General features: G+C 64.7%; 21 protein-coding genes, 1 tRNA gene and 1 riboswitch. Of the genes, 10 read left to right on the forward strand and 12 right to left on the reverse strand.

Annotation, left to right across the window (positions count from 1 at the left end):
* Nucleotides 1–126 precede the first annotated feature (126 nt).
* On the forward strand, nucleotides 127–1,119 hold the full coding sequence (locus tag ACSHT2_RS18575) for an alpha/beta fold hydrolase (RefSeq protein WP_440635603.1): 993 nt from the start codon (nucleotides 127–129) through the stop codon (nucleotides 1,117–1,119).
* A gap of 5 nt (nucleotides 1,120–1,124) precedes the next feature.
* Here the strand turns inward: ACSHT2_RS18575 and ACSHT2_RS18580 are convergent.
* Nucleotides 1,125–1,198, reverse strand: a tRNA-Gly gene (locus ACSHT2_RS18580).
* Between the two features lie 172 nt (nucleotides 1,199–1,370).
* Between ACSHT2_RS18580 and ACSHT2_RS18585 the strand changes: the two genes are divergently transcribed.
* The 5 genes from ACSHT2_RS18585 (at nucleotide 1,371) to ACSHT2_RS18605 (ending at nucleotide 4,337) form a co-directional block, all read left to right on the forward strand.
* Nucleotides 1,371–1,949: a methylated-DNA--[protein]-cysteine S-methyltransferase gene (locus ACSHT2_RS18585; protein ID WP_440635604.1), complete on the forward strand. Its 579-nt coding sequence runs from the start codon at nucleotides 1,371–1,373 to the stop codon at nucleotides 1,947–1,949.
* A gap of 9 nt (nucleotides 1,950–1,958) precedes the next feature.
* Nucleotides 1,959–2,798, forward strand: a complete 840-nt coding sequence (locus ACSHT2_RS18590) for a helix-turn-helix transcriptional regulator (RefSeq protein WP_440635606.1) — start codon at nucleotides 1,959–1,961, stop codon at nucleotides 2,796–2,798.
* Between the two features lie 56 nt (nucleotides 2,799–2,854).
* Nucleotides 2,855–3,214 (forward strand): VOC family protein, encoded by a 360-nt coding sequence (locus tag ACSHT2_RS18595; protein WP_440635607.1) that lies wholly within the window; start codon nucleotides 2,855–2,857, stop codon nucleotides 3,212–3,214.
* A gap of 147 nt (nucleotides 3,215–3,361) precedes the next feature.
* The gene (locus ACSHT2_RS18600) at nucleotides 3,362–3,763 is read left to right on the forward strand and encodes an SRPBCC family protein (RefSeq protein ID WP_440635608.1); all 402 of its coding nucleotides are present in this window, start codon (nucleotides 3,362–3,364) and stop codon (nucleotides 3,761–3,763) included.
* Between the two features lie 100 nt (nucleotides 3,764–3,863).
* A complete protein-coding gene (locus tag ACSHT2_RS18605) occupies nucleotides 3,864–4,337 on the forward strand; it encodes a hypothetical protein (protein ID WP_440635610.1) in 474 nt (157 codons plus the stop codon).
* Here the strand turns inward: ACSHT2_RS18605 and ACSHT2_RS18610 are convergent.
* Together ACSHT2_RS18610 and ACSHT2_RS18615 are read right to left on the reverse strand one after the other, a co-directional pair.
* A complete protein-coding gene (locus tag ACSHT2_RS18610; protein ID WP_440635612.1) occupies nucleotides 4,334–5,776 on the reverse strand; it encodes an MATE family efflux transporter in 1,443 nt (480 codons plus the stop codon). The two genes, ACSHT2_RS18605 and ACSHT2_RS18610, sit on opposite strands and share 4 nt — an antisense overlap.
* A 166-nt stretch (nucleotides 5,777–5,942) precedes the next feature.
* Nucleotides 5,943–6,995 carry a hypothetical protein gene (locus ACSHT2_RS18615; protein WP_440635613.1) on the reverse strand — a complete coding sequence of 351 codons (1,053 nt, stop codon included), beginning with the start codon at nucleotides 6,993–6,995 and terminating at the stop codon, nucleotides 5,943–5,945.
* Nucleotides 6,996–7,276: 281 nt separating this feature from the next.
* Here ACSHT2_RS18615 and ACSHT2_RS18620 point away from each other — a divergent pair, with 281 nt between their 5' ends.
* Nucleotides 7,277–8,581 (forward strand): cytochrome-c peroxidase, encoded by a 1,305-nt coding sequence (locus ACSHT2_RS18620; protein ID WP_440635614.1) that lies wholly within the window; start codon nucleotides 7,277–7,279, stop codon nucleotides 8,579–8,581.
* 31 nt (nucleotides 8,582–8,612) lie between these two features.
* Here the strand turns inward: ACSHT2_RS18620 and ACSHT2_RS18625 are convergent, their stop codons facing one another.
* On the reverse strand, nucleotides 8,613–9,749 hold the full coding sequence (locus ACSHT2_RS18625) for a 2'-deoxycytidine 5'-triphosphate deaminase (RefSeq protein WP_440635616.1): 1,137 nt from the start codon (nucleotides 9,747–9,749) through the stop codon (nucleotides 8,613–8,615).
* A gap of 80 nt (nucleotides 9,750–9,829) precedes the next feature.
* Nucleotides 9,830–9,909, forward strand: a riboswitch (SAM riboswitch).
* A gap of 75 nt (nucleotides 9,910–9,984) precedes the next feature.
* On the opposite strand from ACSHT2_RS18625, the gene ACSHT2_RS18630 reads away from it, so the two are divergent.
* Entirely contained in the window at nucleotides 9,985–11,172 is a 1,188-nt protein-coding gene (locus ACSHT2_RS18630; protein ID WP_440635618.1) for an O-succinylhomoserine sulfhydrylase, read from the forward strand.
* Nucleotides 11,173–11,222: 50 nt separating this feature from the next.
* Here the strand turns inward: ACSHT2_RS18630 and ACSHT2_RS18635 are convergent, their stop codons facing one another.
* From ACSHT2_RS18635 to ACSHT2_RS18645, 3 genes are read right to left on the reverse strand one after another with little or no spacing between them, the layout of a single operon-like run.
* A complete protein-coding gene (locus tag ACSHT2_RS18635) occupies nucleotides 11,223–12,215 on the reverse strand; it encodes an SGNH/GDSL hydrolase family protein (RefSeq protein ID WP_440635620.1) in 993 nt (330 codons plus the stop codon).
* A 12-nt stretch (nucleotides 12,216–12,227) separates the two neighbouring features.
* Complete coding sequence (locus ACSHT2_RS18640) at nucleotides 12,228–13,007, reverse strand: SGNH/GDSL hydrolase family protein (protein ID WP_440635622.1); 780 nt, start codon at nucleotides 13,005–13,007, stop codon at nucleotides 12,228–12,230.
* Nucleotides 13,007–14,263, reverse strand: coding sequence for an OpgC domain-containing protein (locus tag ACSHT2_RS18645; protein ID WP_440635624.1), 1,257 nt, complete (start codon nucleotides 14,261–14,263; stop codon nucleotides 13,007–13,009). Before ACSHT2_RS18645 ends, ACSHT2_RS18640 begins: the two co-directional genes overlap by 1 nt.
* 196 nt (nucleotides 14,264–14,459) lie before the next feature.
* Here ACSHT2_RS18645 and apaG point away from each other — a divergent pair, with 196 nt between their 5' ends.
* Nucleotides 14,460–14,852 (forward strand): Co2+/Mg2+ efflux protein ApaG, encoded by a 393-nt coding sequence (gene apaG / locus ACSHT2_RS18650; protein WP_440642874.1) that lies wholly within the window; start codon nucleotides 14,460–14,462, stop codon nucleotides 14,850–14,852.
* Between the two features lie 23 nt (nucleotides 14,853–14,875).
* On the opposite strand, the gene ACSHT2_RS18655 is transcribed toward apaG, so the two are convergent.
* From ACSHT2_RS18655 to ACSHT2_RS18665, 3 genes are all read right to left on the reverse strand, one after another.
* A complete protein-coding gene (locus tag ACSHT2_RS18655; RefSeq protein WP_440635626.1) occupies nucleotides 14,876–15,883 on the reverse strand; it encodes an Hsp33 family molecular chaperone in 1,008 nt (335 codons plus the stop codon).
* Nucleotides 15,884–16,167: 284 nt separating this feature from the next.
* A complete protein-coding gene (gene argF / locus ACSHT2_RS18660; protein WP_319326686.1) occupies nucleotides 16,168–17,103 on the reverse strand; it encodes an ornithine carbamoyltransferase in 936 nt (311 codons plus the stop codon).
* Nucleotides 17,103–18,311, reverse strand: a complete 1,209-nt coding sequence (locus ACSHT2_RS18665; protein ID WP_440635629.1) for an aspartate aminotransferase family protein — start codon at nucleotides 18,309–18,311, stop codon at nucleotides 17,103–17,105. Before ACSHT2_RS18665 ends, argF begins: the two co-directional genes overlap by 1 nt.
* Before the next feature lie 458 nt (nucleotides 18,312–18,769).
* Here ACSHT2_RS18665 and ACSHT2_RS18670 point away from each other — a divergent pair, with 458 nt between their 5' ends.
* Nucleotides 18,770–19,282 (forward strand): GcrA family cell cycle regulator, encoded by a 513-nt coding sequence (locus tag ACSHT2_RS18670; RefSeq protein ID WP_024337097.1) that lies wholly within the window; start codon nucleotides 18,770–18,772, stop codon nucleotides 19,280–19,282.
* A gap of 234 nt (nucleotides 19,283–19,516) precedes the next feature.
* Here ACSHT2_RS18670 and phoB read toward each other — a convergent pair whose 3' ends face one another.
* Both phoB and phoU read right to left on the reverse strand, forming a co-directional pair.
* Nucleotides 19,517–20,224, reverse strand: coding sequence for a phosphate regulon transcriptional regulator PhoB (gene phoB, locus ACSHT2_RS18675; protein ID WP_008143479.1), 708 nt, complete (start codon nucleotides 20,222–20,224; stop codon nucleotides 19,517–19,519).
* Nucleotides 20,225–20,238: 14 nt separating this feature from the next.
* Nucleotides 20,239–20,955 carry a phosphate signaling complex protein PhoU gene (gene phoU / locus ACSHT2_RS18680; protein WP_124161718.1) on the reverse strand — a complete coding sequence of 239 codons (717 nt, stop codon included), beginning with the start codon at nucleotides 20,953–20,955 and terminating at the stop codon, nucleotides 20,239–20,241.
* Nucleotides 20,956–20,966: the final 11 nt, after the last annotated feature.

Raw genomic sequence — 20,966 nt, forward strand, 5'->3', positions numbered from 1 at the left:
GAGAGCAGCCTAGCGCGCACAGAGGCAAACGCCGGGAGCGGAAGTCTAGTATATTAGAATCTTTTCTGAGCACGTAGGGCCGATTAGGATGGGCCCCAACCACAATAACCAATCGGAGGCGACGATATGGGCGAGCCGACGCAGCGGACGATCAAGGCCAACGGCATCAGCCTCAATGTCGCCGAGCAGGGTGAGGGGCCAATGGTTCTGCTCTGCCACGGCTTTCCGGAAGGCTGGTACTCATGGCGCCATCAGCTCGACGCGTTGGCAGCGGCCGGCTACCACGCGGTTGCGCCCGACATGCGTGGATATGGAAAGAGCGACCGGCCCGAAGCAATCGATCAATACACGATCCTCCACATGGTCGGCGACCTCGTCGGCGTGCTCGACGCCTTCGAGGCGAAGGACGCCGTCATCGTCGGCCATGACTGGGGCGCGACGATCGCCTGGCACACGGCGCGCCTGCGGCCCGATCGCTTCCGCGCCGCCGCTATCCTCAGCGTGCCCTATCGACCGCGCAGTCCGGTGCGGCCGACGAGCGTCATGCCGCAGACGGCGGATGCGCAGTTCTATCAGCTGTACTTCCAGGAGCCGGGTATCGCCGAAGCGGAGTTCGAACGGGATCCTCGCGCAACGCTCCGTGCCATGCTCTTTGGCGGTTCCGGCGAAGGAGCCGCGGCGATCCGCGCCAATGCCGAGCGTCAGGGGCGGACCGTTGGCGTCGGCATGGTCTCGCGGAAGGACGGAATGTTGCCGAAGATGCAGGTGCCGCTGCCGTCGTGGCTGAACGCCGCCGATCTCGACTACTACGGCGCCGAATTTACGCGCAGCGGGTTTCGCGGGCCACTCAATTACTACCGCAACATCGATCGAAATTGGGAATTGATGGGAGCCTTCGAGGGCGTGAAGGTGGTGGTGCCCTCGCTTTTCATGGCAGGCGACCACGACATGGTCATCGCCTTCCCCGGTGCGGCCGATCATCTCGCCAACATGAAGCAATGGGTGCCCCAGCTCCGCGAGATCATAATGCTGCCCGGCTGCGGACACTGGACGCAGCAGGAGCGGCCGGCGGAGGTGAACGCGGCGATCGTGGAATTTCTGCGAAGCTTGCCGGGCTAAAGGCTTGGAGCGGGCGAAGGGAATCGAACCCTCGTATGCAGCTTGGGAAGCTGCCGTTCTGCCATTGAACTACGCCCGCTTATGCGCGCTTCGCGCCCCTCCTGATTAGCCGAGACGGCGCCTCCCGCCAAGCGGTTTGGCGCGCCCGGCCCGACGGTTCTTAACGTCCTGATGAGATTCCAGGTGCGCCGGATTGTGGCGGTGTTATGATCACATTTCCGGGAGAAACGTGCACTGAGTGGGGCGTGTGCATGGTGGAGCGTGAGTACGCGATATTCGACACGGCGCTGGGGCGCTGCGGCATCATCTGGAGCAGCACCGGCGTGGTCGCCGTGCAACTGCCGGAGGCACGGGAGATCGATACCCGCCGCCGGATCTTCCAGGCCTATCCTGACGCGCGCGAGCAGCGGCCGTGCGAAAATGCCGAACTCGCGATCGAGGGCATCGCGGCGCTGCTGCAAGGCAGCGACCCCGATTTTTCCGACGTCAGCCTGGACGCCGGCGGGGTGCCCGGCTTCAACCGGCGCGTCTACGAGTTCGCCTGCACCATTCCGCGCGGGGAAACGCGCACCTATCACGAGGTCGCCAAGGCGCTGGGTGCCTCAGGCGCGGCGTATTCGGTGGCGCAGGCGATCGCGAAAAATCCTTTCATGCTGATCGTGCCCTGTCACCGGGTGCTCGAGGCCGGCAATTACACCGACGGGCTCTCGCGCCATGGCGGCGTGATCTCCAAGCGGCGGCTGCTGGCGCTCGAAGGCGCGCACCCCATCGCCAGCAAGACCCTGTTCGAGGTGCTGCTGCCCGTTGCTCCACCCCGCGCGCCTACCTAGATAGGCCGGATGGATGCGACCACGCTGCTGACGACGCCATCAATGACGGTCTCCGAATTTCGCTGCGATGCGGGACCGGACGATACGCCGTTTCCCGAATGCCGCACCGGCCATTCCATCGCCTATGTCCGCGCTGGCAGCTTCGGCTGCCATTGCCGCGCCGGTTTCTTCGAGCTGGTGGCGGGCTCGATGCTGGTCGGTGCCCCCGGCGAGGAATACACCTGCACGCATGAGCACGTGTCCGGCGACGTCTGCCTGTCGTTCTTTCTCAGCGAGGACCTCGTCGAGACTCTCGGCGGGCGGCGTGAGGTCTGGCAGGTCGGCGCGACGCCGCCGCTGCCCGAGCTGATGGTGCTGGGCGAGCTCGCCCAGACGGCAGCAGATGGCAACAGCGACCTCGGCCTCGACGAAGTCGGCCAGATCCTGGCCGGCCGCTTTGTGGATGTCGTCTCCGGCAAGGAGCGCAGGCCGGCGACGCCTACCGCGCGCGACCGTCGCCGCGCGGTGGAGGCCGCGCTGTGGATCGACGACAACTCGCATGCCGAGCTCGACCTCGAGCGGGCTGCACGGCAGGCGGGCCTCAGCCCGTTCCATTTCCTGCGGCTGTTCTCGAGCGTGCTCGGCGTCACCCCGCATCAATATCTCGTACGCTCGCGGCTGCGACACGCGGCGCGGCTGCTCACTGACGACGACATCGCGGTCACCGACATCGCCTATGACGTCGGTTTCGGCGACCTCTCGAATTTCGTCCGCACCTTCCACCGCGCTGCCGGGGTCTCGCCGACCAAATTCCGCCAGGCCTCCAGGGGCGAGCGCAAGATTCTCCAAGAGCAGCTCACCCTCAATTGACTAGGTTCGTCTCCGGTGCGCGCCATTGGCGGCGCGCTTTGGAAATGGAGACGAGCATGTACGACCACATCGGACTTCGCGTTGCCGATCTCGACGCCGCCACGCGCTTCTACGGCGCGGTGCTGGCGCCGCTTGGCTACGTCCTGTGCTCCAGCGGCGACGGCTATGCCGGCTTCGGGCCGAAGGGCGAGCCGGCGCTGTGGCTGCACCTGAACAAGGGCCGGAAGGCCGACGGTGCCCACATCGCCTTCCGCGCCAAGGATCATGACGCGGTCAAGGCGTTCCATAGCGAAGGGCTGAAGAACGGCGGCCGCGACAATGGCGGCGCCGGGCCGCGCAAGGACTACAGCCCGACCTACTACGCCGCATTCCTGATCGACCCTGACGGCAACAATGTCGAGGCGGTTTGTAGCTGATCAGCAGCCACGAACTCGGTCATTGCGAGGAGCCCTTGCGACGAAGCCATCCAGACTGTTCTCCGCGAAGATATTTCTGGATTGCCTCGGTGCGCTCGCAATGACGGTGGTTCTTACATTCACCTATCGAATCGAGGAGGCACCTTCATGGCGTCCATCCGCAACGACATTCCCATTAGCGCGCCCGCAGACAAAGTGTGGGACGCGGTGCGCGATTTCGGCGCGCTGCATGAACGGCTGGCGCCCGGCTTCGTCACCGCCTGCACGCTCGACGACGATGCGCGCATCGTCACCTTTGCCAATGGTTCGGTCGCGCGCGAGGTGCTGGTCGATTGCGACGATGAGCGACAGCGCCTCGTCTATGCGATCAACAACGAGCGGCTGAAGCATTACAGCGCCTCCGTGCAGGTGATCGCCGAGAGCGATGCGCGCTGCCGGCTGGTCTGGATCATCGACGTGCTGCCGAACGAGCTCGCGGCCTACATTCAGGGGCAAACGAAGGAGGCCGTCGGCGCCATCCACAGGGCATTCCCGCCCGCGGCTGCGTGATCTTCTTCACAGAGCCGCGCCCTCGCCGGCCGTAACCATGGCGGCGTGCGTCCGGTTGGCTCCGCTCTCCCGGCGGCGCCACGCACGCGAGGAGCATGCCATGAGAGGTGCGGACAAGGTGATCTGCCAGGCAGCCGCCGTGCTGCTGTTGCTTTCCGTCGCGAGCACGCCGGCGAAGGCGCAGTTCGCGGGCTTCGGCGGCGGAGGCGCCGGCGGCGAGGACATGATGACCCAGATGGCGCCGATGCTGGAGATGATGAAAGCCAAGATGGGCAAGCGCCGATTCGCCATGTTGATGCAGACGATGGGCCCGATGATGAGCCGCATGATGGAAAACGGCGGCGGCCTCGGCGGCGGCAATTTTGGCGGCGGATTCGGTGCGCCGAGCTACGGCGGTTACACGCCGATGGGCGGCAACTATGTGCCAGTCGGGATCGGCGGCATGGGCGGTGGCGACATCATGGGCATGCTCGGCGGTTCAGGCGGCGGCGACATGATGGCGATGATCCCGCAACTGATGCGGCTTGCCAATGTCGGCGGCGGTGGCGGCCACCGTCGCCACAAGCACCGCTAGTCGGCAGTCGAAAACGCCGGCCTGATCGCAGCTTTCGTCGCGCGCGGCCCCCAGCGTGTCAGCACCACGCTGGAGCACGACAGCACGCCGAGCACGACCATCGAGCTCGCGGCCAGCCAGAAGAAGCTCTGCGCGCTGGCGCCGTGCGTCGAGAGCCACCAGCCGACAGCCGCGATGTAGATCAGCCGCGCCGTCTGCGCCAGCACCGGCCCGATCACCTTGGCCGCGCCTTGCGACGAAAAATACATCGTCGTTGCAAGGCCGAAGAAGGCGTAGAACGGTCCCACCGTCGAGAGGTATTGATGGCTCGCCGCGCGCACGGCCATACTGTCGGTGAAGATGTTGACCCAGAGATCGGGGAAGATCGCAACGAGGCACGCCGGCGCGCCGACCGCCACGAAGGCGGCGGCACTGGCGGTCCAGGTTATGCGCCGGGCGCGTGCGATGCGGCCTGCGCCGATCGCCATCCCGACCATTGGCACACAGGCGATGCCGAACGAGAACGCGATCGAGGTCAGCAAGAATTCGAGCCGCGCGCCGATGCCGTAGCCGGCGAGGATCGCAGTGCCGAACTTCGCCAGCATGTGGGTGAAGATCGAGATCGTCAGTACCGATTGCAGCGGCGAGAAGCAGGCGATGGCGCCGACCTTGAGGATGTCGAGGAACATCGCCCATTGGATGCGCAAGCCGCGCAGTCTCAGCACGATCCCCGCGCGGCCGGAGAACAGGTACCAGCCCATGACGCAAATGTTCATGGAGTAGGCGATCAGCGCGCCGGCCGCGACGCCGCGCATGCCCAGCTGCGGAACGGGGCCAAGCCCGAGGCCCAGCGTGCCGCCGAGCACGATCTGCCAGGCCGCGGAGTTGAGGATGAGAAATGATGGCAGCTTCATGTTGCCGGTGCCGCGCAAGACGCCCGCCATGGTGTTGAGCAACCAGGGCAGAACGGCGCCGCCGAAAAACACCTGCGTGTAGGCGATCGCGTGCGTGAGCACATTGCCGCGGCCGCCAAGCATTTCGAGCACCCTGGGCCCGAAGATCAGCATGCCCAGCATGAAGACGAGGCCGAAGCTGATGCCGATCAGCATCGCATGCACGGCGAGCGTGCCGGCGCGCTCGCGATCACCGGCGCCGAGCGCACGCGCGATGGCCGAGGCCACCGCACCGCCCATGGCGCCGCCCGACATCGTCATGGTCAGGATCACGGTCGGAAACACCAGCGCCATCGCCGCCAGCGCCTCGACACCGAGCCGGCCGACATAGGAGGTCTCGGCGATCACGACGCAGATGCCGGCCGACAACCCGATCACGTTCGGCCAGGCGAGGGAGAGCAACGTGCGCAGGATCGGCCCGTCGGTCAGCGCGTTACGCACCGGCCGCGGAGGGGGCGGCAACGGACGCTCCTGTTCATCGACCGGGATTTCGGCGATGTCCGACATGTCCTCTCCCGGGCACGAGCGCCATTTGCGGCGCGGCAATGAACAGGTGTGTCAATCAATCTATTCGCGCGCAGGGCGCGGCGGGGGCTTGTTAGCACGGCGCGCGCCGATTCCTCCTGCGTCGGGTGCAGGCGTGCCCTGCGGCGGCGCATTCCGATGGGTGAACTTACCCGATCGTCCAGACCAGTGGCGGACGTCCGCCGACGGCGGAGCGCATCTGCACGCCGATGTGCCGGCCGCAGCCCGCGGCGAGCCCTTCGAACAATCCCACCAGCACCCTGGCACAGGCGGGGTGATGGTCGGCGACATCGTCCATCAGCTTCCAGCTCTGCTGGCGCATTTCGAACGTGCCTTCGGATTGCGTCATCTCGGCCGCATCATCCTGCGCGGCGAACAACGCGCCCAGGAACGATGCGAACTCGCTCGCGCCGCCGCGGGTCATCGCCAGCGCCGAGGCAACCTCGTCGAAATATTGCATGCCGATCAGCTTGCCGGTGAGATGCAGCAGATAGCCGGCATCCTCCGGACCGAACAGCTGCACCATCACGGGTGCGGCGGTGCGGACATATTCCATCGCGTAGTTGCGATAGGCTTTTTCCAGACGCGGCTTCGGCCAGCTCGCGACCGGCAGCGCCGGCGCGGTCTTCGCATCGAACATAGGGGCTTCCAAGTGCCGTGCGAACACCAGACGCTGGTCGAGCTCGAGCGGATGGTCGTACTGATGATAATAGCCCTCAAGCCCGTCCTGGCCATCGACGCTCTGCTTGGTGCAGACGAAGCCGAGCCTGAGATCACCAAGCGCAACGCCGTTGTTGGCGTGCCAGCCGCGCAGCATCGCGCGGGAGACCTCGCCCGGCACGCCGCAGATCGCGGTGCCCTTCCAGATCCAGCGCGGCGGCGGATAGCGGATCCAGGCCTTGGTGTCGCTCTCATACATGTATTCGACATGCACGCCGCCGATCCAGTTGGAGAGATAATGATATTGCGCGGCGGCCACCGCCAGCGGCAGATGGCTGAGGCCGAGCTTTTGCAAGCCAGGCAGAAAGCGCTCCTGCTGCTGACGGCGGAACACGCGGAAAACGAACTCCGCCGCATCCGCCGTGCCGCGCCGCGTCACTACGGTGAGGATCAGGCCGGTGAAATAGGCGTGGTAGAGGTCGGCGACCGCCCGCCAGCGTCGCCATTGCGCTTCCTGCGCGGTCTCTGTTTCGCTCCTCATGCTTGCTCCCGATGGATTTGTTGTGACGGACTGTGTCATTACGCGAGAGGCGACGCAACCGAGCCACGTGCGCGGCCGTCATGCCCGACCAGATCGGCGATCCAGAAAAGTTGCCGGATGAGCGACGCCATATCCGGATCCCTCCTCTGATCATCCCGGATATCGCTTCGCTCGTCTACGGCTTGGGGCAATCTCGATACGCTTTCATCGATTCGCTCGGCATGACGTTCAGGACCTTTCGTGTTAGATTTCTTACTTGTCCCGAGAACAAAGGCTATCGGATGCGCGCTATATCGCTGGCAGTTCTCCTGCTTCTGTCGCAGATCTTGCCGTTGCTTCCCGCATCGGCGGCGGACGAAGACAGCGCCGCCGGTCCACCGCCAGCACTGGCGCCGGGGCAACCGCCGCCGCTGCCCAGGCAAGGGCCACTCGCCGAGCCGCGCTCGCGGGATCAGGTCGGTTTTCCCGCGGCGCTGACAGCGTCGGTGATCCCGCCGGCAACGCCGCTTGCACCTGCGACGGTTGCGTTGGGACAGAAGCTGTTCTTCGACGCCCAGCTCTCGGGCGACGGCACCATCGCCTGTGCCACGTGCCACGATCCGGCACGCGCCTTCACCGACGGCAGGCCGGTGTCGATCGGCATCGATGGGCGCGCCGGCCAACGCAACGCCCCGACCGTGCTGAATGCGCTCTACAACAAGTCGCAGTTCTGGGACGGCCGCGTCGACACGCTGGAGCAGCAGGCGGCGCTTCCGATCACCAACGCTCTCGAGATGGGCTCGGCCAGCATCGGCGATGCCGTATCCAGGATCGCCGGCGACAAGGACTATCAGGCCCAGTTCATGCAGGCCTTCGGGCGCGGCGTCAACGAACAGGACATGTTGCGCGCCATTGCAGCCTATGAACGGACGCTCGCGTCCTTCGATTCGCCCTTCGATCATTTCATCGCTGGAGATGCGAATGCGATCAGCGATTCGGCCAAACGTGGTTGGGAATTGTTCAACAACAAGGCACGCTGCAATCTTTGCCATGCGCTGACGGATAAAGAGCGCGATCCAACTGTCTTCACCGATCACGATTTTCACAACATCGGCATCGGCATCCTTCGACATCGCGTCGGTGCGCTGGCGGAGCAGGCCGAGCGCGAACTGGCGCAGGGACGTGCACCGGATGTCGACAACGCGGCGATCGCGAACGAAATGTCGGTTCTGGGGCGCTTCCTGATCACCAAGCGGCCGGGCGACATTGCGTCCTTCAAGACGCCCGGCCTGCGAAATATCCTGGTGACCGCGCCCTACTTTCACGACGGATCGATAGGGACGCTGTGGGACGTCATGGACCACTACAACAAGGGCGACGGCGTCGCTGACGCATGGCTCGATGAGGACATCCAGCCGCTGGCGCTGACGGAGCCCGAGATCGACGACGTGGTGGCGTTGATGGCGGCACTGACCAGTCCGCAATACAAGGACGCCGGCGATAAGGAGTATGCGCGACAGCTCGCACTATCCAAGGTGAGCCGTCCGCAGCGCGATACGGCACGCGCCTTTGGTCCGAAGCCGCCACGACCGAAGCCGCCGTTTTGAGCCATGCTTCACGCGCAGCGCTTGCTGACACTTACACCCGAAAATGCTTGCTCAGCTTCAGGCCCTGCGCCTGGTAGTTCGAGCCGATGCGCTGGCCGTACATGGCGTCAGGGCGGGCGAGCATCTTTTCATAGACGAGGCGGCCGACGATCTGGCCGTGCTCGAGGATGAACGGCACTTCGCGCGAGCGCACCTCAAGCACGGCGCGTGCGCCCTGCCCGCCGGCGCCGGCATAGCCGAAGCCCGGGTCGAAGAATCCGGCATAGTGCACGCGGAACTCGCCGACCAGGGGATCGAACGGCACCATCTCCGCGGCGTAGTCGGGCGGCACCTGCACGGCTTCCTTGGACGCGAGGATGTAGAACTCGCCGGGATCGAGGATCAGGCTGCCGTCGGGGCGCGCCGAGATCGGCTCCCAGAAATCTTCCACGGCATAGCCGGAGCGGCGATCGACGTCGACGACACCGGTGTGGCGCTTGGCGCGATAGCCGACGAAACCGCTCGCCTTCTCGCCCGACAGATCCACCGATACAGCGACGCCGCCGGAGAGGTCGGCATCGTCGATATCGACGAGGCGCTCGGCGGCATGCAAGCCTTCGAGCTCGTCCGCGTTGAGGATCGCGTCACCGGTGCGGAAACGCACCTGCGACAGGCGCGAGCTCTCGCGCACCAGCACCGGAAAGGTCTTCGGGCTGATCTCGGCATAGAGCGGGCCATGATAGCCGGCGCCGATCATATCGAAGCGGCGGGTGCCGTCGGCGATCACGCGGGTGAAGACGTCGAGCCGGCCGGTCGAGCTCTTCGGGTTTGCGGCCGCGACGATTTCCGGCGGCAGCGCCAGGCTTTCCAGCAGTGGCACGATATAGACGCAGTTGGTCTCCAGCACCGCGCCGTCGGCGAGGCCGAACTCGTGCAGCTTCAATTCGTCAATGCGTTCGGCGACCGTGGCGCCGGGACCTGGCAGGAAGCTGGCGCGGACGCGATAGGCGATATCGCCCAGACGCAAATCGAGGCTCGCCGGCTGGATCTGGCTCTCGACGAAGTCGTATGCAGGCAGGATGAGCCCCGCTTCCGCCATCGCCGCGATCATGCGGTCGGGCAGGATACCATTGGCGTCGGCGGCGACCGTGAACGTCAACCGGGGGTCCTCATCAGGGCTCGCTTGCATCCCGACATGCGGGAAATATCAGCCTTTTACGGCTAGCCGATGGACGCCTTGACGGAAAGGGCATTGCGGAATATGAGCATCACTTATCCCGTGGTGATTTGAGCCGGCCGGCTTGCAGCCACGTTAAATAAGTCGCTAAACAGGCCGGGGACCTCTGTGATCCCGGCCAGTGGAGATATCCAGGCCGGTTTTTTTGTGACCGTTTGCGTATCGAATGGTCATGTCGGAGGGTCCTATGTCGAAGTCGTCTGCCAACTACCGTCCCGAAACCCGCCTGGTCCATTCCGGGACCCTGCGCTCGCAATTTGGCGAGACATCGGAGGCACTGTTCCTCACCCAAGGCTACGTCTACAACAGCGCCGAGGAGTGCGAGGCGCGGTTCAAGGGCGAGGACCCCGGCTTCATCTATTCGCGCTACTCCAACCCAACCATCGCGATGTTCGAGCGCCGCATGATCGAGCTCGAAGGCGCCGAAGCCGCCCGCTCGGCGGCAACAGGCATGGCCGCGGTGACGACCGCGATCCTCGCACCGCTCAAGGCCGGCGACCACGTCGTGGCTTCGCGCGCCCTGTTCGGCTCGTGCCTCTACGTCATCCAGGACCTGTTGCCGCGCTACGGCATCGAAACCACGCTGGTCGACGGGCTCGATCTCGACCAATGGCAGCGCGCGCTGAAGCCCAACACCAAGACGTTCTTCCTGGAGAGCCCGACCAATCCGACCCTCGACGTGCTCGACATCCCCGGGATCGCCGAGATCGCGCACAAGGGCGGCGCGCGGCTCGTGGTCGACAACGTGTTCGCAACTCCGATCTGGCAGAGCCCGCTCGCGCTAGGGGCCGACGTCGTCGTCTATTCCGCGACCAAGCATATCGACGGCCAGGGCCGGTGCCTGGGCGGCATCATCCTGTCGTCGGAAGCCTTCATCGCCGAGCACATCCACAATTTCATGCGCCAGACCGGCCCCTCGATCTCGCCGTTCAATGCCTGGGTCCTGCTCAAGGGCCTCGAGACGCTGGGCGTGCGCGTGCGCGCGCAGACCGATACCGCGGCGCGCATCGCCGACGTGCTGGCGAGCCATCCGAAGATCTCGCGGCTGGTCTATCCCGGCCGCGCCGATCATCCGCAGGCGGCGCTGGTAAAAAAGCAGATGCGCGGCGGCTCGACGCTGGTCGGCTTCGAGGTCAAGGGCGGCAAGGCGGCGGCGTTCCGCGTGCTCAACGAATTGAAGCTTGCGAAGATCTCGAACAATCTCGGCGACGCCAAGAGCCTCGTCACGCATCCGGCGACGACGACGCATCAGCGTCTCAAGCCGGAGGATCGTGCCACGCTCGGGATCAGCGAGGGGTTCATTCGCTTCTCCGCGGGGCTCGAACATGCCGACGACCTGATCGAGGATCTGATGGCGGCACTGGAGAAGGCGTGAGCTTCTCACCCTCCCCTGGAGGGGCCCTCCAGGGGAGGGTAAGCGAAGCCCTACATCGGCCGGTACGTCCGCACATCCGGCGGCACGTTCACCCCGAGCCTGATCTGGCCGACTGAACGGATGATGTCGTCACCCAGCAGCTGGGCGAAGCAGGCATAGCCCCAATCGTTCATGTGCAGGCCGTCGGCGATGACGAAGCCCTCGACCGGAATGGCCTGCTTCTCGTGCCAGTCGCGCATCACCTCGAAACGCGGGAAGATTCCGACGTGACGGAGCTCGGCGACCTTGCTGAGCAGCGTCACCATCTTGCCGGCGCTCTCGGCGCGCTGGTTGACGGCCGGCGAATATTGCGGATCGACCAACACGATGTCGGCGCCGCCCGCAGCCTGGATGCGGCTGATGCCGTCCTCCACCATCTTGGCGGTTTCGCCGGGATCGAGATTGCGCAGCACGGCGTTGGTGCCGACCTGCCAGATCACGAGGTCCGGATGCACGTCGATCACCTGCGTCTGGAGGCGCTTCATCATCTCGGGGGCGTCCTCGCCGCCGATGCCGGCATTGATGACGCTGATGTCGGCGGCCGGATAGTGCCGGCGCAGCTGCGCGGCGAGACGGTTGGGGTAATTGAACTCCGGCGAGCTCGCGCCGAATCCCTGTGTCGACGACGAGCCGAACGCGACGATGACGACGGGCTTGCCGGCGACGAGCTTGCCGGCAACATGCGGCAGCGAGCCCATCGCCTTCGAGCCGCCCTTCGGCGGCAGGCAGGGCACACGGTTGAAGATGTCGCTGGCGGATTTGGCGGCCTGCTTCACCTTGTCTATGGCGCGCGCCGCGATGCCGCGCTGCTCGGGCGAGGTCGCAGCGACGGTGGTCTGGGAGGGCGAAGCGGCAGCGGGATCAGCCGACTGCGCGGGGGCGGTTGTCGTCTGTGCGGCTGGCGTCTGGGCATGCGATTGCGAGGCCGGCGTCAACAACAACAGCGCTGCGGCTGCAGGCGCGGCCAGCCATGTCGTCAGGCAAAAAGGGCGGAGAGAACTCATTAACGCAAGACCTCAATTCTGCTGCTGGGCCGGCTCGAGATGGGCTGCGTCGATCACGAACCGTGCCAACGCCCGGCCAAGGCAATCATGGACCCGTTTCGCCAGCTCGGGCCCGCGGGAGGGGCTGAACAGGTCAAACTGACCCTGATCATTCCATTGCCGCATGATCGCGAAACGATCGAAAAGCGGGATGTCGTGCTCCTGCGCCACCACCCGCATATTATCGAGAAAAGGTTGCGCCGAGATCATGGTTTCGGTGCGTGGACTGTACTGCAGATTCATCAAGACGACGTCAGCTCCTGCATTCTGCAAGGCAGCAACCCCTTCGGTGACGGCACTGCGAAACTCGTCGGGATCGATGGCTCGGATAGCATCCACGGTCCCGGTCTGCCAGATGACCAACGTAGGCGTTTTTGCTTCCATCAGCTTAACGAAAGTGGAGGCGGCCTCCTCCGCCGTTCTCTTGCTCTGTATTTCTACGGAGACATGCACCTCCTCAGACGGCGGCAGCTTCTCCTTGAGGATCGCCTCCATGCGCGCCGGGTACGAGCTGTTCTCCGAAGATGGAATGGTCGTCGAGCGGCTGCCGATGACCAGGATCTCGAGCGGCTTGCCGGTCTTGACGGCAGCGGCGACCTTGGGCAGCGGGCTTTCGCTGGTCAGCAGATAGGCGGGCAATTCGCAGGAAGCGGGCGCAGGGGAAGCCGTGGGCGCAGCATCGTCCGCACGCGCCACGGGCGCGGTGAGGCCACCGCATAGCAGGATCAGGCTCAGGAGAACCTTCGCCTTCATCAGCCCCCTCCCGCCAGATCGGCGTTGCCGACGGCGTTTTTGATTTTCGCACCGCTCTTGTCAGCCACGCGCTTGTACCACGAAATGACCCAGGCCACCCCCCACATGATCAGGACTCCGGAGAGACTAATCAAGGCATGCATGGCTGCGCCGCCGGAAACTTCGGCCAGGATGAAGTGGCCGGCGAAAGCAAGGAAGACGCCGAGACAGAATATCTCGAGGGAATGCTGGCCGCACAGGATCAGCGGCCGCAGCCAGGGAGACTTCAGGCCCGGCCAGTCCCGCGGCAGGAAGCGCACCGTCAGCGCGGCCAGCGCCAGGAAATGCGTGAAGCGCAGCACGTCTAGATCGGTCTTGTTGATCGGATACATCCATTGCTCGATCAGCTTCGGCATGAACTGGGAGAGCTGCGGGACGTACCAGGTCAGCGTCACGTAGAACGACGCGGCGAGATAGGCGATCGCCATCCACATCGTGACGCGCGACGACAGAATACGCGACATGCGGCGCGCACCCCCGAGCGCACACCATGCACCGAACACGAACAGCAATTGCCAGGCAAAGGGATTGAAGGCCCAGAAGCCGTTCGGGTAGGCCGATAGATATAGATCGTACTCCCAGGTAACCGCGTAGAGTACGACTGAAAGGCCGAGAGTGACGTCGGGTCGCCATTTCATCGACCACAGGATCAAGGGCAGCGCCAGCATCAGCACGATGTAGAGCGGCAGCACGTCCATGTTGACGGGACGGAAGCGCAAGAGCAGCGCCTGCACGATGGTGACGTCCGGCTGCTTGAGGAAGTCCATGATACCCATCTCTTCGGTGTAGAGCGGGTTCTCGAACCTGGTCGCCACGTAGGAGATTTCGGCAAGGAAGATCGTGAACAGGAAGACGTGGGCGACGTAGATCTGCCAGACCCGGCGCAGGATGCGCGCGGTGGCGATGACGACGCCGCTCTCCAGCATCGCGCGGCCGTAGACGAAGGCGGCGGTGTAGCCGGAGATGAAGATGAAGATCTCCGTAGCGTCGCTGAAGCCGTAGTTGCGGATCGTGAACCAGGTCAACAGACTCGGCGGCAGGTGGTCGATGAAGATCAGCCAAAGCGCGAGCCCGCGGAACAGATCGAGCCGGAGCTCGCGCTCGCCGATGGCGGGCAGCGTGATGGCCGGCGCGGCGGCGCGCGGCTTGGTCCCTGCGGGTCTGGCCTCCGCGGTCCCCGCGATCGTCGATCCCGTCACTTGGTCGGCAATGGTCATCGGGGCCTAAAAACCCTTCCGCAAAACGCGACGTTGAAAGAATGTAAGGGTCCCGCCGTCGTCTCGCAAAGCGGCCCGGATCATATAAGGGAATCTCCCTTTGGGGTGTCCTTCCCTTCGAATTCTGGCGGGACGATGTCGCCAAAGCCGTCTGCAGCGTTTGGTTCCCGGGACGGATTTGGCTATTATGGCAGCCATGTACCGCGCCGTGACCCGCCGAATTGAAGTGACCGTCGAGCCGAACTTTGTTCCGGAGCAGTCGTCGGCCGACCGCTCGCGCTATTTCTGGTCCTACACCATCGTAATCACCAATTCCGGCGAGGAAACCGTGCAGCTCAAGACGCGGCACTGGATCATTACCGATGCCTCCGGCCGCCAGCAGGAGGTGAAGGGCGAGGGCGTGGTCGGCGAGCAGCCGATCCTGGCCCCCGGCGAGCGCTTCGAATACACCTCCGGCGTGCCGCTCTCGACCGCCTCGGGCTTCATGACCGGCAGCTACCAGATGGTCAGCGAAACCGGCGAGCGTTTCGAGATCGACGTGCCGACGTTCTCGCTCGACAGTCCCGACAACAAGCGGGTGTTGAATTAGCCGCGATGACGGCGGATAGCGCCTTAGGCGTCTTCTACGCCCGCCTCGTGCGGCGTGAACTGGTACACCGATGAGCAGAACTCGCAGGTGACGACGACCTTGTCGTCCTTGACCATTGCAGCACGATCGTCCGGCGAAAAGCTCTTGAGCATCGCGGCGACCGCATTGCGCGAGCAGGAGCACTGCGCTTTGAGGACCTGCGGATTGAACACGCGCACGCCGCGCTCGTGGAAGAGACGGTAGAGCAACCGCTCGCCCGAGAGTTCGGGATCGATCAGTTCGACGTCTTCGACGGTCTCGATCAGTGAACGCGCCTCGACCCAGGCGTCGTCTTCGGCGACACTGTGCACTTCGACACCTTCAGGCGCATCGCCGGGATGCAGATCGGCCTGCCGGGCGCGCTCCGGCGCCTTCGGCAGAAACTGCATCAGCATGCCGCCGGCCCGCCAGCGATGCTTGCCGCCGTCGCTCGAGCGCCACTCCTCGCCGACCGCAAGGCGCACGCGCGTCGGAATCTGCTCGGAGCGGAGGAAATACTCGTGCGCGGCGTCTTCCAGGCTGCCACCGTCGAGCGCAACCAGACCCTGGTAGCGGCTCATGTCGGGGCCCTGGTCGATGGTCATGGCGAGATGGCCGCGGCCGAGCAGCGCGCCGGAATCTTTGGCTTCGTCAAGACGCGCGGCGTCAAAGCGCGCATAGGCGCGCAGGCGATCGGGCGCCATGTAGTCGACGACCAGGAACGAGACCGGACCGTCAGTCTGGGCCTGAAGAATGAAGCGCCCCTCGAATTTCAGCGCGCTGCCGAGCAACGTCGTCAGCACGATGGCCTCGCCGAGCAGCTTGCCGACGGGTGCGGGATAATCATGCTTGGTCAGAATATCATCCAGCTCCGGGCCGAGCCGCACCAGCCGCCCGCGCACATCGAGCGCGTCGACCTCGTAGGGCAGCACGGCGTCATCGATCGGAACCGCCGATGGTGCGCGAACCGGGCCTTCTGGCCCGGTTTTCATGTCAGGGGATTGGGAAACCATGGGCCGTTATCTGGGGTCGGAGGGCTGAGAATGGAAGGGGCGTGGGGCGGCATGTTCCGGATGCAAGTTGAGCTGTGCCATGCCGCCTCAAATTGGTGTCGTCCCGGACAAGCGTGAGCGCCGATCCGGGACCCATAGGCACAGGCTGCGGTTTGGCGAAAACTGTCGGCCTCTGGCCATCCGCCACAAGAGAGATTCCGCGGTATGGACCCCGGATCGGCGCGTGCTTCTGGCACGCTTGGACGACAGTGGAGCGTGGCGCAGCCACCGCTCCATCGCGCCCGCTACTTCACCGCGTCAAAGCACCAGGCCAAAATACCCTTCTGCGCGTGCAGGCGGTTTTCGGCCTCGTCGAACACGACCGATTGCGGACCGTCGATCACCTCGTCGGTGACCTCCTCGCCGCGATGCGCTGGCAGGCAGTGCATGAACAGCGCATCGGGTTTGGCCAGCGACATCAGCTTGGCATTGACCTGGTAGGGCTTGAGCACGTTGTGGCGGTGCTCGCCCTCCTTGTCGCCCATCGACACCCAGGTGTCGGTGACGACGCAGTCGGCGCCGCGCACAGCGGCTTCCGGATCGGTGCCGAGCACGATCGGCGCGCCTGACGTCTTGATCCAGTCGCGCATTGCCTTCTTCGGCGCGAGTTCAGGAGGTGTTGCGACGTTGAGCTGGAACTTGAAGCGCTCGGCGGCATGCGCCCAGGACGCCAGCACGTTGTTGTCATCGCCGGTCCAGGCCACCGTCTTGCCCTCGATCGGGCCGCGATGCTCCTCATAGGTCATGAGGTCGGCCATCACCTGGCAGGGATGCGACCGCCGCGTCAGGCCGTTGATCACGGGCACGGTCGCATAGGCCGCAAGCTCCAGCAGCGCCTCGTGATTGAGGATGCGGATCATGATGGCGTCGACATAGCGCGACAGCACCCGCGCGGTGTCGGCGATGGTCTCGCCGCGACCGAGCTGCATCTCGGCGCCGGTGAGCATGATGGGCTCGCCGCCAAGCTGGCGCATGGCGACATCGAACGACACCCGCGTCCGCGTCGAGGGCCGCTCGAAGATCATCGCCAGCGTCTTGCCTTCAAGCGGCCTGACAGGCTGGTGCGCCTTCTGCTTCGCCTTCATGGCCGACGAGGCGGCGAGCATGCTCTTGAGCTCCGACAGCGGCAGCTCGTTGATGTCCAAAAAGTGCTTTGGAGTCTTATTGGGCGTCTTGCTCATCAGCTTGCCGCCCGCTTGGTCTGGCTGGAAGAGATTGCGGTGCAGGCGCGTTCGAGCCGCCCGACGCTGTCTTCGATCTCCGCCTCGGTAACGATCAAGGGTGGCAGGAAGCGCACGACATTGTCGCCGGCTCCGACGGTGAGCAATTTTTCGGTACGCAGCGCCGCGACGAGATCGCCCGAGGGCACCACGGCCTTGATGCCGATCAGGAGGCCTTCGCCGCGCACCTCGCTGACGACTTCGGGATGGCGATCGATCACGGAGGCGAGCTTCTGCTTCAGCAGCAGCGACATTTTCTGCACGTGACCGAAGAAGCCGGGTTTGAGCATGACGTCGAGAACGGCGTTCGCAGCCGAGATCGCGAGCGGATTGCCGCCGAAGGTCGAACCGTGCGAGCCCGGCCCCATGCCGCGCGCAGCGTCGGCGGTGGCGAGCACCGCGCCGATCGGGAAACCGCCGCCGAGCGCCTTCGCCAGCGACATCACGTCGGGCACGACGCCGGTGCGCTTGTAGGCAAAGAGTTCGCCGGTCCGGCCCATGCCAGTCTGCACCTCGTCGAAGGCGAGCAATAGGCCGTGCTCGTTGCAGAGCTCGCGCAGCGCCTTCAGGAAGGCGGGAGGCGCAGAACGAACGCCACCCTCGCCCTGGATCGGCTCGATGAGAATGCCGGCGGTGTGCGGGCCGATCGCCTTCTTGACGGCTTCGAGGTCGCCATGCGGTACCTGGTCGAAGCCGTCCATCGGTGGACCGAAGCCCTCGAGATATTTTGCAGAACCGGTGGCAGCCAGCGTCGCCAGCGTGCGGCCATGGAAGGCGCCCTCGAAGGTGATGATGCGATAGCGCTCAGGATGCCCCTTGGAGAAGTGATGGTGGCGCACCAGCTTGATCACGCCTTCCAGCGCCTCGGCGCCGGAATTGCAGAAGAACACGAAGTCCGCAAAACTTTCGTTGCACAGACGCGCCGCGAGCTTCTCGCCGTCCGGGCTCTGGAACAGGTTCGACATGTGCCAGAGCTTCGTCGCCTGCTCCTGCAACGCCTTGACCAGAGTGGGATGCGCATGGCCGAGCGCATTCACCGCCACGCCGGAGGTGAAATCGAGATAGCGATCCCCATTGGTCGCGATCAGCCAGCAGCCTTCGCCGCGCTCGAAACCGAGGTCGGCCCTGGCGAAAACGGGGAGCAAATGCGGCGCGGCGCTGTTAGTCATGACGTCACTTGAATGTTGCGGACGGTGTGACGCGTGCATTGCGCAACGCACCATTGACCGGCCCGGAAAACGAAACGTGCCGCCTTTTAAGGGCGGCACGTGGGGCTATCTTATGCCTGACAAGACGGGTGTCAATGCCGCCTGGAAAGCCTCGCGAAACGCTGAATCCGTAGTCTTGCGGTGCCGATTTTGCGGGATTTTCACCACGGAACATGTGGACGCGAGTCGGCGGACTCTTGCGCGGGAGTCACGCCATATTGTAGCGTTTGGACTGTCAGATACGACATCTCGTGCAGCAGTTCTGATCCTCTAAGTCCTCATGTACCGGCGTAAACGTTCGGGCGTCTTGAGCGCGCCCGGCGAGCCTTAGGGGATTCTGGCGGCACGGGTTTTTCAAGGCTTAGGCAATCGCTGCGAAGGCCCCAGGATGGCAGGCGCGCAGCGAGGGAAAGGGTGCAATGACGGTTTTGACCTGGTCCGATGATCGCGTCGAGCAGCTGAAAAAGCTTTGGGAGGCCGGACTTTCGGCCAGCCAGATCGCGGCGGAGCTCGGCAATGTGACCCGCAATGCCGTGATCGGCAAAGTGCACCGGCTCGGCTTGTCCGGCCGCGCCAAGAGCCCTTCATCGGCAGCGCCCCGGCCGCGCAAGGCCCGGCCTGCGCAGCACATGATGCGGGTGACCCGCCCCGTCGCCCGCGGCAACACCGCGCTGGCGCAGGCCTTCGAGGTCGAGGTGGAGGCCGAGCCCGTCACCTACGACAACGTGGTGCCGATGAGCCAGCGGCTGTCGCTGCTGGAATTGAACGAGGCAACCTGCCACTGGCCGGTCGGCGATCCCTCCAGCCCGGATTTCTTCTTCTGCGGCGGCAAGGCGCTCTCGGGCCTGCCCTACTGCGCGCAGCATTCGCGCGTGGCGTATCAGCCCGCAGCGGATCGGCGGCGCGCACCGGCGAAGCCGGGCACGCGGTGAGCTTATAGATCTGGCTGATTGCAGCCGTCACATGATGACGGCTCGACTTACTCGGTGTCATCCCCGCGGAGGCGGGGATCCATAACCACAGGGCGCAGTGATTGCGCGAGATGGCTACTGCGAGTCTTCGCCAAACCACGTCCTGTGGTTTTGGATCCCGGGCTCGCACTACGCGCGCCCCGGGATGACGGCCAAGATTGTTGCCGCGGCTCGCTAATTCGACATTCACAAAACTCAGGTCTGCTCCGCCTTCGCGAACCGATCGTCCAGCGCATAGCCGGCGCCACGGACGGTGCGGATCGGATCCTGCTCGCGGCCGAGATTGAGCAGCTTGCGCAGGCGGCCGATGTGGACGTCGACAGTGCGCTCGTCGATGTAGATGTCGCGGCCCCAGACGCTGTCGAGCAGCTGCTCGCGCGAGAACACGCGGCCGGGATGCTCCAGGAAGAACTCCAGCAGACGATATTCGGTCGGGCCGAGATCGATCGGCCGGCCCGAGCGCGCCACGCGGCGCTTGTCGCGGTCGAGCTCGATGTCGCCATAGGCGAGCACGGTGGCGAGCCGCTCGGGGCTGGCGCGCCTGAGCAGACCCTTCACGCGCGCCAGCAGCTCCGGCACCGAGAACGGCTTGACGATGTAATCGTCGGCACCGGTCGCAAGTCCCCGCACCCGCTCGCTCTCCTCGCCGCGCGCGGTAAGCATGATGATCGGCAGCTGCTTGGTTTCGGGACGGGTGCGCAGCCGCCGGCACAGCTCGATGCCCGACAGGCCCGGCAGCATCCAGTCGAGCACGATCAGATCGGGAATGTGCTCCTTGAGGCGGGTGTCGGCGTCGTCGCCGCGCATAACCGTCTCGACGTCATAGCCGTCGCCTTCGAGGTTGTAGCGGAGAAGCTCGGTGAGAGCTTCCTCGTCCTCAACCACCATAATGCGTGCGCCCATGTTGTCGTCGCTCCTTAGGTATTCGGCACCGTCGTGGCGAAGGTCGTCATGTCGCCCTTCGGCCGCTTGTCGGTGATCGCCTGGCCCTCGATCATGTAGAACACGGTCTCGGCGATGTTGGTGGCGTGGTCACCGATCCGCTCGATGTTCTTGGCACAGAACATCAAATGGATGCAGAAAGAGATGTTGCGCGGATCCTCCATCATGTAGGTGAGGAGTTCGCGGAACAGCGAGGTGCAGATGGCGTCGACTTCCTCGTCGCCTTTCCACACCGCCATCGCCGCCGGCAGATCGTGCGCGGCATAGGCGTCCAGCACCGACTTGACCTGCTGCTGCACGAGGTCGGTCATGTGCTCCAGCCCGCGGAACAGTTTGAGCGGGTGGAAGTCGGTCTCCAGCGCCGCGACGCGCTTGCCCATGTTCTTGGCGAGATCGCCGATGCGCTCGAGATCGGTCGCGACGCGCATGGCGCCGACGATCTCGCGCAGATCGACCGCCATCGGCTGGCGGCGGGCGATGGTGAGCACGGCGCGCTCCTCGATGCGCTTCTGCAGCATATCGAGCTCGGCGTCGGTGGTGACGACGCGCTGACCGAGCGTGACGTCGCGGCGGATCAGCGCGTCGACGGAATCGACGATCATGCGCTCGGCAATGCCGCCCATCTCAGCGACCAGGCGGGTGAGCTCCTGCAGGTCGGTGTCGAAAGCCTTTGCGGTATGTTCAGAACCCATGTTCCGTCTCC

Origin of the sequence: Bradyrhizobium sp. PUT101 (assembly GCF_052043945.1) — a bacterium.
Taxonomy (GTDB): domain Bacteria; phylum Pseudomonadota; class Alphaproteobacteria; order Rhizobiales; family Xanthobacteraceae; genus Bradyrhizobium.